This is a genomic window from Jatrophihabitans sp. (genome assembly GCF_035474675.1).
Classification (GTDB): Bacteria; Actinomycetota; Actinomycetes; order Mycobacteriales; family Jatrophihabitantaceae; genus Jatrophihabitans_A.
Window position 1 is genome coordinate 1 of record NZ_DATINC010000014.1, and the last position, 12,467, is coordinate 12,467.

The following is a 12,467-nucleotide window of genomic DNA, read 5'->3' on the forward strand; positions in this document are numbered from 1 at the left end:
GCGGGCCAGCAGCAGGTTGGTCAGCACGGCCAGCACGATGATCGCGAACATCGTCCAGGCGGTGGCGGCCGCCAGCCCCAGCCGGTCGTTGGTCCAGCCCTGCTGGTACATCAGCAGGCCGAGCGTCTGGTACTGCCCGTCGGTGCCGCCGTTGGGAATGCCGTTGTGGTACAGCAGCGGCTCGCCGAACAGCTGGGCCGCGCCGATGGTGGACACCACGATGGTGAACAGGATGGTCGGGCGCAGGCCGGGCAGCGTGACGTGCCGGAACTGCTGCCAGCGCGAGGCACCGTCGATGGCGGCCGCTTCGTAGAGGCCCGAGTCGATGGCCTGCATGCCGGCCAGGTAGATCAGCGCGTTGTACCCGGTCCAGCGCCAGGTGACGATCGCCGAGATGGCCACCTGGCTCGGCCACTTCGACGCCTGCCAGTCCGGTTGCGGCAGGTGTAGCAGGTGCAGGCCCCAGTTGACGATGCCGAGGTCGGCGTCGAACAGCTCCAGGAAGATCACCGTCGCCGCGGCCAGGCTGGTGGCGTAGGGCATCAGCATCGCGACCCGGAAGAAGGTCCGGCCGCGCAGCCGGTAGTTGAGCAGGTGCGCGATGCCGAGTGCCAGGCACAGCTGCGGGACGGTGGAGATGATGCCGATGCTGACGGTGTTGCGCAGCGCGTTCCAGAAGAAGCTGTTGCTGAACAGGTTGCGGTAGTTGCCCAGTCCCACCCAGGTCTGCTGGTCGTAGGTGGTCAGCCGGACGCTGTGCAGCGACACCCAGGCGGTGTCCAGCCACGGGTAGACGCTGAACGCGGCGAACACCGCGAAGAACGGCGCGATGTAGGCGTAGCCGGCCTTGCTGCCCGGCCGCACCGAGCGCCGGCCGGCCGCCCGGCGGCCGGGCTGAACCGGTGCCGGCGGGGCGGAGGTCTGGCTGGTGGCGGGCATGGCGGTCACTTCCTGCTGGGATCGGTCAATCGTGCCGTGAAGGTGCGGCTGCCTGCCGCGGCGAGCGGACTTCACCGCGGCAGGCAGGCCCTGCCGACCGCTCCCGGGACCGGCTCGTCGGAGGGACCGGCCCCGGGGTGTCGGCGGCTCGACGTCAGCCGGTGACCTGCTCGACCGCCTTGAGCGCTGCGTCGAATGCCTTGCCGGGATCGGTGCCCTTGGTCTCGACGTTGGTCAGCTGCTGGGTGAACGCGGTCTGCATCTGGGTGTCGTACAGGCCGATCGGCGGGATCTTCATCTTGTCGGAGATGGCGCCGAAGATCTGCCCGACCGGGGCGTCGGAGAAGTACGCGGCCTTGGCGGTCTTGACCGCCGGATCCTGCGCGGCCTCGCTGTTGGACGGCCAGTGCCCGCCGTCGGTCCACATGGTGACCTGCTGCTGCTTGCCGGTCAGCCACTCGGCCAGCGCGATGGCCTCCTTCTGGTGCTTGGAGGCCTTCGGCACGCCGAGCCACGAGCCGCCCCAGTTGGTGGCGCCGCCGGGCAGCACCGGGGCGACGCTCCACTTGCCGGCGTAGGCCGCGCCGGCCTGGCCCTGGATGTAGCCCATCATCCAGGTGGGGCAGGCGATGGTGGCGAACGCGCCGCTGGAGAAGGCCTTGTTCCACGGCGGCGAGAACTGCGACAGGCCCGCGGTGATCTTGGCCTGGGCCGCCTCGGTGGCGTACTTCCAGGCGTTGCGCACGCCGTCGGAGTTGGTCGGGTCGGGCTTGCCGCTGGCGTCGTTGTAGGCCTCGGTGCCCTGGTAGACCGCGGTCGAGAAGATGCTGGCGGCGCTGTCGACGAAGCGGGAGTTGGCGGGCTTGGTGGCCGAGGCCTCGTACTGCTTGCCGAAGGCGATGTAGTCCTCCCAGGTGGACCACTTGCTCGCCAGTTCCGCGCCGTCGGAGGGCAGTCCCGCGGCCTTGAGCAGGTCCGGCCGGTAGCAGATCGCCTCGGGGCCGGCGTCGGTGCCCAGGCCCACGGTCTTGTTGTCGGAGCCGGTGGCCTGCTGCCACTTCCAGTCGTAGAACGACGACTTCAGCGAGCTAGCCTCGGGCAGCGCGCCGAAGTCGACGAACTGGTCGGCGTGGTTCTGCACCACGTCGGAGACGAAGCCGATCTCGATGCCCTGCACGTCGGCCAGCCCGCTGCCCGAGGCCAGCCGGGTCTTCAGCCGGGTCCAGTAGTCGCTGGACTGCTCGACGGTGTCTTCCTTGATGGTGATGTTGGGATGCAGCTTGGTGTAGGCGTCGTACAGGCCGGCCTCCTTGAAGCCGAAGGTGCCGAACAGGCCCACGGTGAGGGTGACCTTGGCGTTCGGATCGGCCGCGGCGGTGTCGGACTTCTTGTCGGACGAGCAGCCGGCCACCGCGGCCAGGCCGAGGGCGGTGACGGCTACCGCACCGGCGAGGCGGGTGGTGGTGCGGGACAACCTGGGCATGAATCCTCCTGATGGGGAAACGGCCGGTGCTACCAGGGCCGTCGGGCGAGTGCGGGAGCACGAGGATCGCAATGGGTGCCGATGGTCTGCGAGCGCCGTGAGAGCGCTCTCACATGGCGAAGAATGCGCCCCGGCGGTAGCCGTGTCAAGCATTCCGAGCCGATTGGGACCGAATTTGTTGTTCGCGAGGCGAAATCTGTCGGGAGGGCGGTCAGGCGGTCTCTCGGCGGATGAGTTCCACCGGCAGGACGGTGCACCGCTCGGCCGGCTCGCCGGTGATCCGCTGCAGCAGCCGGGTGGCCATCGCGCGGCCCATGTCGGCGATCGGCTGGCGGATGGTGGTCAGCGCCGGATGCGCGAGCTCGGCGTCGCCGATGTCGTCGAAGCCCACCACCGCGACGTCGCCGCGCACCCGCCGGCCGGCCGCCTCGATGGCGCGCATCGCGCCGATCGCGGTCAGGTCCGAGGCGGCGAACACCGCGTCCAGGTCGGGCCGGCGGTACAGCAGTTCGGCCATCGCCCGCTGGCCGCTGGCGATGCTGAACTCGCCGTGCGCCACCAAGCCCGGGTCGTACGGCAGGCCGGCGGCCTCCAGCGCCGAGCGGTAGCCGGCCAGCCGGTCCTGGCCGGCGCACATGTCCAGCGGGCCGGTGACGGTGGCGATGGTGCGCCGGCCGGTCGCCAGCAGGTACTCGGTGGCCAGCCGCGCGCCGCCGGCGTTGTCGGAGTCGACGTAGTACAGCGCCTCGCTGCCGGTCAGCGGGCGGCCGCTGAGCACGGTCGGCACCGCCTGCGCCTCCAGGTCCTGGGGCAGCTGGTCACCGCCGTGCAGGGACAGCAGCAGCACCCCGTCCACGTGGCCGCCGGCGGCGTAGTGCAGGAACCGCTGGTGCTCGTCCGGGCCGGAGGCCACCGTGAAGACCAGTTGCAGGCCGGCCTCGGCGGTCACCGTCTGGGCGGCTCGCAGCATGCCGAGGAAGAACGGGTCGGAGAACAGCCGGTCCTCGGACTCGGCGACCAGGAACGCCACCGAGTCGCTGCGCCCGGTCACCAGCGCGCGGGCGGCCCGGTTCGGGGCGTAGGAGATGTCCTGGGCGGCGGTCAGCACCGCGCTGCGGGCCTGGTCGCTGACATTGCTGGCCCCGCGCAGCACCCGGCTCGCGGTCGCCCGGGACACTCCGGCCCGGGCCGCCACCTCTTCCAGGGTGGGCAGGTTCCGGCCGCCCGGGGTGGACATGGTCACGTCCGCAGTTTGGCACGGACCGGTAACGCTCGCCGCCGGGCGGCGCGTTCGCCTCGCCTGTCGGTGACCGTCCGGGTACGCTGCCTCAGATTTGGGTTACCTCACAAAGGGCAAACATGAAGCGCGCAAGGCGGGGAGTTCTCCCGGCGGTCACCGCCATCCTGATGGGTGTGCTGAGCATCAGCACCGTCGCGGCGGCCCAGCCGCCCGGCCCCGGCCCGGAGGGCACTCCAGCGGCACCGTCGGCTACCGCCCAGCCGCCGGCCCAGGCTCGGACGAAGCACGCCCCGGTACTCCCGGCGCAGCGCTGGGCACCCGGCTCCCCGCAGGCCGCCCGGCTGCGCCAGCACCAGCCCGCCCCGGCCCAGCCGGCGGTCGCGCACCTGGCACCGCAGCTCAACCGGCTCGCCGGCGTGCCGGGCTCGCCGAAGTCCGGCGTCCGGACCGAGCGCGACGGCCGGGTGATGGTCACCGTGACCGGTTCCGGCGCGCCGGCCGCAGCCCGGGCGGTGGGTGCCCGGGTGCTGGCCGGCTTCGAGCAGACGACCACCGTGCTGGTGACGCCGGGACGGCTGCGGGAGCTGGCCGGCCAGCCCGGGGTCAGCCGGGTCGCCCCGGCCGTCCGGCCGATGCCGCAGGACACCAGTGAAGGGGTGGCCGCCTCCGGTGCCCAGAACTGGGCTGACAGCGGCAACGTCGGCAACGGCGGCAGCGGGGTCAAGGTGGGCATCGTCGACCTCGGCTTCGCCGACCTGCAGGCCGAGCTCGCCGCGCACCACTTCGACGACCCGGACGGCAACCAGGTCAGCCTGGTCTACCCGGCCGGGCAGAACCACTGCGCCGACGACGGCCTCACCGCGCACGGCACCGCGGTCAGCGAGGTGGTGCACCAGATGGCACCGCGGGCCACCCTGTACCTGTACTGCATCGACGACAACGTCGGCTTCTCGGCCGCGGCGGCCCAGGCGGTCGCCGCCGGAGTCAAGATCGTCAACAGCTCGCTGGTCTTCACCGCCGAGACCCGCGGCGACGGCTACGGCCCGTCCGGCTCGTCCGAGCAGGCGGTCCGGGCCGCCCGGGAGGCCGGCGTGCTGTGGATCCAGTCCAGCGGCAACGGCGCCCAGGACCACTGGTCGGGCACCCTGGCCGACGCCAACGGCGACGAGTTCGTCGACCTGCAGAGCACGGTCAGCCAGGCGGACGAGGTGGCGCTGGACGCGGGCTACACCGGCAACGTGGTGCTCAGCTGGGACCAGTGGCCGGCCTCCTCGCTGCCGGTGACGCTGGCGGTCAGCGAGTACGACGACAACAACGCCCAGATCGGCGAGACCGAGTACCTCGACCAGGTGGCCGGCGACCCGCCGGTGCTGGAGCTGGACATCAGCAACCTGTCCACCGACCCGGGCTACACCGGCGACGTCCGGTACTTCGACGTGGTGGTGCTGGTCGGCCCACGCACCCCGGCGCTGCACTACAACCTCTACTACGGCGGCGACGTCTCGCCGTCCTTCCTCAGCGGCGTGGACCCGGCCCGGGCCGCGGCCGGCAGCGTCCTGGAACCGGCCAGCTCGCCCTGGGCGCTGGCGGTCGGCGCGGCCTTCCGCGGCAACAACGTCCTGGAGCCGTTCTCCTCCCGGGGCCCGACCATCGACGGCCGGGTCAAGCCCGACCTGCTCGGCTACGACGGGGTGTCGTCCAACATCAGCGAGGAGGAGTCCTCGCAGTACGACCAGGACGGCAACGTGGTGCCCGGCACCACCGGCTTCTACGGCACCTCGGCCGCTGCCCCGCACGTGGCGGGTGCTGCGGCCCTGGTGGCGGCGGCCAATCCGGCGATGGACGCCTCCGACCTGGAGGACTTCCTGCAGCGGCGGGCCGATCCGGCCGGCAACCCGCCCACCAACGCCGCCGGCTTCGGCCTGCTGCAGCTGGGCGCCACCACCGGCATCCAGGCAGTGCCCGGCTCGCAGTACTTCCCGTTCGCCAACCCCACCCGGATCGTCGACACCCGCACCGGGCTCGGCGTCCGCAAGGGGCTGATGGGAGCCGGCACCGCGCTCGCCGTCCCGGTGGCCAGCACCGGCACCAACGCGGTGCCGGCCGGCGCCACCTCGGTGGTGATCAGCCTGTCCGGCACCGGGGCCCAGGGCGGCACCTACCTGTCGGTGTACAGCAAGGTCTTCGGCGGCAACTCCACGCTCAACCTCAACTCGAAGGACGCCAACGCCACCGTCACCGCGCTGGTGAAGCTCAACTCCAGCCACGGCTTCATGCTGCGCAACGCCGCCGCACCCACCCACGCGCTGATCACCGTGCTGGGCTACTTCGGCGCGCCGAGTGCCACCGGCGGGCTCGGCTACGTGGCGCTGCCGTCCAAGCGGCTGCTCGACACCCGGGTCCCGACCGGCATCGCCAAGGTCGCCAAGCTGACTCCCAACCAGGCCGTGACGGTGGACGCCGGCCCCGGCGGGGTGCCGGCCGACGCGACAGTCGCGGTGGTCAACATGACCGCCCTGAACCAGACCGCCGGCGGCTACCTGACCGCCTACCCGAACGCCTCGCCGGCGGTCGCCTCGGTGGACTACCGCCAGTACTCGCGGTCGAACCTGGTGGCGGTGCCGCTGGTCAACCGCAAGTTCGTGGTGCAGAACCGCTTCGCCTACACCGACGCGATGATCGACATCGTCGGCTACTTCAGCCCGAGCGCCACCGCCCGGTTCGTCACCCTGGCCAACCCGCGCCGGATCGCCGACACCCGCACCGGCAACGGCGGCCACTACGGAACGATGACCGCCAACGCCAGCTTCAGCCTGGACGCTGGCGGCCTCTACGGCGTGCCCTATACCGTCAGCGGCCTGTGGGTCGGGTTGACCGCGATCGCGGCCGGCAACGGCTACCTGTCCATCTACCCCCGGGGCAGCGCCGCGCCGCACGCCTCCAACATGGACTTCACCACCGGCCGGGTGGTGCCCAACGCCGCGATCGCCACCCTGTCGGCCGGCACTTCCACGCTGCCGCCGGGCTTTTCCACGATCGACCGGTTCGGCTCGTCGCAGATCCTCGAGGACGCCTACGGCTACTTCGTGACGTCCACCCCCTAGCCGGAGCGGCCGGAGCGGCCGGGGGCGGTCGGGCGCGGTCAGGGCCCGCCGCAACGTCTGGCAGAATGGCTGGCTGAGTACCGGCCGGCGTTCGGACCCTCTCACCGGGCACCGGCCAGTCCATCGGACTACCCGCCGCGGTGTTCCCCACCCACCGGCGCTCTGGCCCGTCCCTGCATCTACTGGAGAGAACGACACCTGTGGCAACCAAGATCAAGCTCACCCGCATCGGCAAGATGCGCGAGCCGCACTACCGCGTCGTCGTGGCCGACGCCCGTGCCAAGCGCGACGGCCGGTCCATCGAGACCATCGGGGAGTACCACCCGAAGAACGACCCGTCGGTGATCCGGATCGACGCCGAGCGGGCCGCCTACTGGCTGGGCGTCGGTGCCCAGCCGACCGAGGCGGTCACCGCGATCCTGAAGGTGACCGGCGACTGGCAGAAGTTCAAGGGCCTGCCGGCTCCCGAGCCGATGAAGGTGGCCGAGCCCAAGGCCGACAAGCGGGCCCGCTTCGACGCCGCGCTCCGCGAGTCCGAGGGCGAGCCCGCCGCCGAGGCGACCACCCCGCGCAAGAAGGCCGCGCCGCGCCGCGAGCAGGCCGCTCCGGCCGCCGCCTCTGAGGCTCCGGCTGCCGAGGCTCCCGCCGCTCCAGCTGCCGAGGCTCCCGCCGCGGATTCGGCTCCGGCCGCCGCCGGTGAGGCTCCTGCCGAGGCGGGGAGCTAAGTGCTCGAAGAGGCCCTCGAGCACCTGGTCCGCGGCATCGTCGACCACCCGGACGACGTGGTGGTCGACCTGATCGACAACCGGCGCGGTCGCCGGCTCGAGGTTCGGGTGCACCCCGACGACCTGGGACGGGTGATCGGCCGCAACGGCCGCACCGCCAAGGCGCTGCGCCAGGTGGTCAACGGCGTGGGCGGCAAGGGCATCCGGGTCGACGTAGTCGACACCGACGAGGGCCGCTGACCACCGGCCCGGCATCGGTGACCTCCGGTACGGCCGGCGATCCACCCGGCGGCGAGCTGGTCGCCGTCGGGCGGATCGGCAAGGCCCACGGCATCCGCGGTGACGCCTTCGTCGAGCCGTGGACCGACACGCCCGAGGAGCGGTTCACCCCCGGCGCCCGGTTGGTCACCGACCCGGCCGACCGCGGGCCGCTGACCGTGGAGGCGGCCCGCGAGCACTCCGGCAAGCTGGTGGTGCACTTCGCGGGCCGGGACGACCGCAACGCCGTCGAGGCGCTGCGCGGCACCCTGCTGCTGATGCCGGCCGCCGAGCGGCCGCCGATCGAGGACCCGGACGAGTTCTACGACACCGACCTGATCGGCCTGGCCGTGCGCACCGTCACCGGCCGGGAACTGGGTCCGGTCACCGACGTCCTGCACTCGCCGGCCGGCAGCCTGCTGGCCGTCGCGCTCACCGCGGAAGCCGGCCGCGAGGTGCTGGTGCCGTTCCGGCTGGAGTTCGTCCCCACCGTCGACCTGGCGGCCGGCCTCGTCGAGATCGACCCGCCGGACGGGCTGCTGGAGCTGTGAGCGAGCCAACGGCCGGCTCGACCGGCCAGCCTCTCGCGCCGGACCTGTCGGTCGACGTGGTGACCATCTTTCCCGAGTACCTGGCGCCGCTGCGTTCCTCGCTGCTCGGCAAGGCCATCGAGCGGGGCCAGGTCCGGGTGGACGTGCACGACCTGCGGACCTGGACCGGCGATCCGCACCGCACGGTCGACGACACCCCGTACGGCGGCGGTCCCGGAATGGTGATGCTGCCCGAGCCGTGGGGCCGGGCGCTGGACGCGATCGCCCCGCCGGACGGGCCGGGCCAGCCACGGCTGGTGGTGCCGAGCCCGGCCGGCCGCCGGTTCAGCCAGTCGGTGGCCGAGGAGCTGGCCGGCGAGCCGTGGCTGCTGTTCGGCTGCGGGCGCTACGAGGGCATCGACGCCCGGGTGCTGGACTACGCCGGCCAGCGGATGGTGGTGGACGAGATCAGCCTCGGCGACTACGTGCTGTGCGGCGGCGAGGTGGCGGTGCTGGCGATCCTGGAGGCGGTGGCCCGGCTGATCCCGGGCGTGCTCGGCAACGCGCTGTCGGCCTCCGAGGACTCGTTCAGCCCGGCCGTCGACGGGCTGCTGGAGGCGCCGGCCTACACCAAGCCGGCGGTCTGGCGGGGGCTGGAAGTGCCGGAGGTGCTGCTGTCGGGCCACCACGGCAACATCGCCCGGTGGCGCCGGGAGGAGTCGGTGCGGCGGACCCGGGCTCGCCGGCCGGACCTGCTCGGCGACTGACACCGGTCCGGCGCCGGGCCCGGACGAGGGCGCCGGCCGGAGCCCGGTTTCTCAATCACCGGGTGGATATGGCACCATCGTGGGGTTGCCCGGTGGCCGCTTGCGGCTGCCCGTGGGCAGGAAGACAGTCTTGATCGAGGCCGGCCTGCGGTGTGCCGCGCGCCGGGTCAGAGCCGAAGGAAGCAGAGCCACCATGAACACCTTGCAGACGCTGGATGCCGAATCGCTGCGCAGCGACATCCCGGACTTCCGCGCCGGTGACACCCTGAAGGTGCACGTGCGGGTGGTCGAGGGCAACCGCTCCCGGGTGCAGGTCTTCCAGGGCGTGACCATCCGGCGCCAGGGCGGTGGCCTGCAGGAGACCTTCACGGTCCGCAAGGTCAGCTTCGGGGTCGGCGTGGAGCGCACCTTCCCGGTGCACACCCCGATCATCGAGAAGATCGAGGTGGTGACCCGCGGTGACGTCCGGCGGGCCAAGCTCTACTACCTGCGCGACCTGCGCGGCAAGGCCGCCAAGATCAAGGAGAAGCGGGACGCGGTCACCCGCTAGTCCGGCTCCGATCTGATCCGCGAGGTGTCGAACTCGGACCCGGGCCACGGCGCCGGCGAGCGCTCCGATCCTGCCCCCGAACCCCGACGCGGCGCCGTGCCCGCCACGGATGCCACGCCGGAGCCCGCTGCCGCCGAACCGGCCGGCGCCCGGCCTGTCGACGGCACCCGCCCTGTTGAGGGCTCCCGGCCTGCCGATGGCGTCGGGTCTGTCGACGGCGCCCGGTCTGCCGACGGCGCCCGGCCTGCCGATGGTGCCCGCGTCGCCGACCAGCCGTCCGGGCCGGCCGACCGCCCGCCGGTCGCCACCGAGCGCCGCCGCAGCTGGTGGTCCAAGCTGGAGCTGCCGCTGCTGATCGCGGTCGCCATCGCGATCGCGATCGTGCTCAAGACCTTCGTGGTGCAGCCGTTCTACATCCCGTCCCAGTCGATGGAGCAGACCCTGCACGGCTGCCCCGGCTGCAGCGGTGACCGGATCCTGGTGTTCAAGCCGGTCTACCACGTCCGCGACCCGCACCCGGGCGACATCGTGGTGTTCCGGGCCCCGCAGGACTGGGACGAGCTCGGCGGCGTGCAGCTGTCGTCCAACCCGGTGGCCCGGGCGGTGCAGTCGTTCGGGCAGCTGATCGGCGTGGTGCCGCCGAGCGAGAAGGACCTGGTCAAGCGGGTCATCGCGGTCGGCGGGCAGACGGTGCGCTGCTGCGACGACAAGGGCAAGGTCCAGATCTCCGACAACGGCGACGCCGGCCCCTGGCGCAGCCTGGACGAGCCCTACATCTTCGAGAACAGCTCCTGGCAGCCGGCCGCGCCGGGCGGCCAGCGCAGCGCCGACGACACCCGCAGCTTCGGCCCGGTCACGGTGCCTGCCGACCGGCTGTGGGTGATGGGCGACCACCGCAACGACTCGGCCGACTCGCGCTACCACTGCGGCGACGGGGTGGGCGGGCGCAACTGCGACCCGATGAGCAGCACCGTCCCCAATGACGACGTGATCGGCAAGGCGGTGGTGATCGCCTGGCCGCCGTCGCGCTGGCGCACCCTGGGCACCCCGCAGACCTTCAACTCGCTCGGCCTGCCCGGACCGGGCACGCTGCCGGCCGAACCCGCCGCGGTGGCCCTGCTGGTAGCCGGTGGCCTCGGCGGCTGGCGGCGCAGGCGTCGCCGGCGGTGACAGCGCCAGCCCCGGCCGGCCGGTCGATAGTGCGCGAGGCCGGCCGGATGTTCGTGCTCGACGCCGACCGGCGGGTGCTGCTGATGCACGAGCGTCGCGACATCGGCTCGGACCGCTCGCACTGGATCACCCCGGGCGGCGGGGTGGAGCCCGGCGAGAGCGTCGTGCAGGCCGCGGTACGCGAGGTGTACGAGGAGACCGGGTTGCGGCTGGAGCTGGACCCGGACGCCGAACCGATGTATTCCGAACGGGTGCGATACACCCTCGCCGGATACGACATCGACCAGACCAACCGCTATTTTCTGGTCCGGGTGCCCAGCGGCTTGCCGGTGCGGCCGGCGGCCCACACCGAGGTGGAGCAGCTGGTGGTGCTCGGTCACCGCTGGTGGCCGCTGCCGGAGCTGGCCGCCTCCGACGTGGAACGGGAACCGGTGACTATGGTCGAGCTGATCGAACGAGCACTGGCGGTGGGATAGGTGGCAGTGACCGCGCGCAAGCCGGTGGCGGTACGTCGCCCGACCCTGCGGTACGAGCGGGAGGCGTGGCGGGCCGGTGCCGGCCTGCTGGCGGCGGTGGACGAGGTCGGCCGCGGGGCGCTGGCCGGGCCGGTGTCGGTGGGCGTGGTGCTGCTGTCGGCCGAGACCAAGCCGGCCCCGCTCGGGGTGGCCGACTCCAAGCTGCTCACCCCGCAGGCGCGCGAGCGGCTGGTTCCCCGGATCCGGCGGTGGGCGCTGGACAGCGCAGTGGGCCACGCCTCGGCCGACGAGATCGACCGGATCGGCATCATCGCCGCGCTCCGGCTGGCCGCCGAGCGGGCGGTCAGCCAGCTGGCCGCCGAGCCGGACTGGGTGCTCCTGGACGGCAACCACGACTACCTCAGCGTCCGGGACGGGCTGTTCGACTGGGGCTTCGAGGAACCGGACCGGTGGCGCTGCCGGGTGCCGGTGCGCACCCTGATCAAGGGCGACCTGAAGTGCTCCTCGATCGCGGCGGCGTCGGTGCTGGCCAAGACCGAGCGGGACCGGATCCTGACCGAGCTGGCCCGCCAGTACCCGCACTACGGCTTCGAGGAGAACAAGGCCTACTCCTCGCCGCAGCACCACGCCGCGCTGCTGGAGCACGGGCCCTCGGAGATCCACCGGTGCTCGTGGAACCTGCCCGGCCGCGACGGCTGGTTCGACCTGCCGGCCGGCTGGTCCGGGCTGGTCGAGCGGGCCCGGCTGAACCGGCTGGTCGAGGCGGACCAGCTGCCCGAACTGCTGGACCTGCCGGAGCGCTACCCGGCGGGCGGCCTGCCGGTCCCGCCCGCGATGGGGGAGAATGGACGCATGATGTCCGCAGGGATCGCCCGATGAGTGCCGAAGACCTCGAGAAGTACGAGACCGAGATGGAGCTGCAGCTCTATCGCGAGTACAAGGACATCGTGGGGCAGTTCAGCTACGTGGTGGAGACCGAGCGCCGGTTCTACCTCACCAACGACGTCCAGCTGGTGCCGCGCAACGCCGACGGCGAGGTGTACTTCGAGGTGACGATGCGCGACGCCTGGGTGTGGGACATGTACCGGCCGGCCCGCTTCGTCAAGAACGTCCGGGTGCTGACCTTCAAGGACGTCAACGTCGAGGAGCTGGAGAAGCCCGACCTGGACCTGAGCGGCAAGGGGCCGTTCGCCGGCTGAGCCCGTTCGGTGGCTGAGCCGGCCGG

At 72.3% G+C, this 12,467-nt stretch carries 13 protein-coding genes; 10 read left to right on the top strand and 3 right to left on the bottom strand.

Going from position 1 to position 12,467, the window contains the following annotated elements; all coding sequences use genetic code 11:
- The 3 genes from VLJ82_RS01155 to VLJ82_RS01165 all read right to left on the bottom strand — a co-directional run.
- The coding region (locus VLJ82_RS01155; protein WP_408661486.1) for a carbohydrate ABC transporter permease at positions 1-939 on the bottom strand (939 nt) is incomplete at its 3' end.
- A gap of 154 nt (positions 940-1,093) precedes the next feature.
- Positions 1,094-2,422, bottom strand: a complete 1,329-nt coding sequence (locus tag VLJ82_RS01160) for an extracellular solute-binding protein (protein ID WP_408661487.1) — start codon at positions 2,420-2,422, stop codon at positions 1,094-1,096.
- A 211-nt stretch (positions 2,423-2,633) separates the two neighbouring features.
- Positions 2,634-3,659, bottom strand: a complete 1,026-nt coding sequence (locus VLJ82_RS01165) for a LacI family DNA-binding transcriptional regulator (protein ID WP_408661512.1) — start codon at positions 3,657-3,659, stop codon at positions 2,634-2,636.
- 122 nt (positions 3,660-3,781) lie between these two features.
- On the opposite strand from VLJ82_RS01165, the gene VLJ82_RS01170 reads away from it, so the two are divergent.
- From VLJ82_RS01170 to VLJ82_RS01215, 10 genes are all read left to right on the top strand, one after another.
- Positions 3,782-6,766 (top strand): S8 family serine peptidase, encoded by a 2,985-nt coding sequence (locus VLJ82_RS01170; RefSeq protein ID WP_408661488.1) that lies wholly within the window; start codon positions 3,782-3,784, stop codon positions 6,764-6,766.
- A gap of 200 nt (positions 6,767-6,966) precedes the next feature.
- Positions 6,967-7,491 (top strand): 30S ribosomal protein S16, encoded by a 525-nt coding sequence (gene rpsP / locus VLJ82_RS01175; protein WP_408661489.1) that lies wholly within the window; start codon positions 6,967-6,969, stop codon positions 7,489-7,491.
- On the top strand, positions 7,492-7,731 hold the full coding sequence (locus VLJ82_RS01180) for an RNA-binding protein (protein WP_408661024.1): 240 nt from the start codon (positions 7,492-7,494) through the stop codon (positions 7,729-7,731).
- Positions 7,732-7,748: 17 nt separating this feature from the next.
- Positions 7,749-8,300, top strand: coding sequence for a ribosome maturation factor RimM (gene rimM, locus VLJ82_RS01185; RefSeq protein ID WP_408661490.1), 552 nt, complete (start codon positions 7,749-7,751; stop codon positions 8,298-8,300).
- Positions 8,301-8,344: 44 nt separating this feature from the next.
- Positions 8,345-9,046 (top strand): tRNA (guanosine(37)-N1)-methyltransferase TrmD, encoded by a 702-nt coding sequence (gene trmD / locus VLJ82_RS01190; protein ID WP_408661513.1) that lies wholly within the window; start codon positions 8,345-8,347, stop codon positions 9,044-9,046.
- 193 nt (positions 9,047-9,239) lie between these two features.
- Entirely contained in the window at positions 9,240-9,596 is a 357-nt protein-coding gene (gene rplS / locus VLJ82_RS01195) for a 50S ribosomal protein L19 (RefSeq protein WP_408661491.1), read from the top strand.
- Positions 9,597-9,620: 24 nt separating this feature from the next.
- Positions 9,621-10,766, top strand: a complete 1,146-nt coding sequence (gene lepB / locus VLJ82_RS01200; RefSeq protein ID WP_408661492.1) for a signal peptidase I — start codon at positions 9,621-9,623, stop codon at positions 10,764-10,766.
- Positions 10,763-11,242, top strand: coding sequence for an NUDIX hydrolase (locus VLJ82_RS01205; protein ID WP_408661493.1), 480 nt, complete (start codon positions 10,763-10,765; stop codon positions 11,240-11,242). Before lepB ends, VLJ82_RS01205 begins: the two co-directional genes overlap by 4 nt.
- Positions 11,243-12,121, top strand: a complete 879-nt coding sequence (locus VLJ82_RS01210; protein ID WP_408661494.1) for a ribonuclease HII — start codon at positions 11,243-11,245, stop codon at positions 12,119-12,121.
- Positions 12,118-12,441: a DUF2469 domain-containing protein gene (locus VLJ82_RS01215; RefSeq protein WP_408661495.1), complete on the top strand. Its 324-nt coding sequence runs from the start codon at positions 12,118-12,120 to the stop codon at positions 12,439-12,441. The genes VLJ82_RS01210 and VLJ82_RS01215 overlap by 4 nt, the downstream gene beginning before the upstream one ends.
- The last annotated feature ends 26 nt before the right edge of the window (positions 12,442-12,467 follow it).

Excerpts from the sequence above, each read along its gene's own strand:
- VLJ82_RS01160 (WP_408661487.1), bottom strand. The coding sequence starts at position 2,422 with ATGCCCAGGTTGTCCCGCACCACCACCCGCCTCGCCGGTGCGGTAGCC.
- VLJ82_RS01170 (WP_408661488.1), top strand. The coding sequence starts at position 3,782 with ATGAAGCGCGCAAGGCGGGGAGTTCTCCCGGCGGTCACCGCCATCCTG.
- VLJ82_RS01215 (WP_408661495.1), top strand. The coding sequence starts at position 12,118 with ATGAGTGCCGAAGACCTCGAGAAGTACGAGACCGAGATGGAGCTGCAG.
- VLJ82_RS01165 (WP_408661512.1), bottom strand. The coding sequence starts at position 3,659 with ATGTCCACCCCGGGCGGCCGGAACCTGCCCACCCTGGAAGAGGTGGCG.
- rplS (WP_408661491.1), top strand. The coding sequence starts at position 9,240 with ATGAACACCTTGCAGACGCTGGATGCCGAATCGCTGCGCAGCGACATC.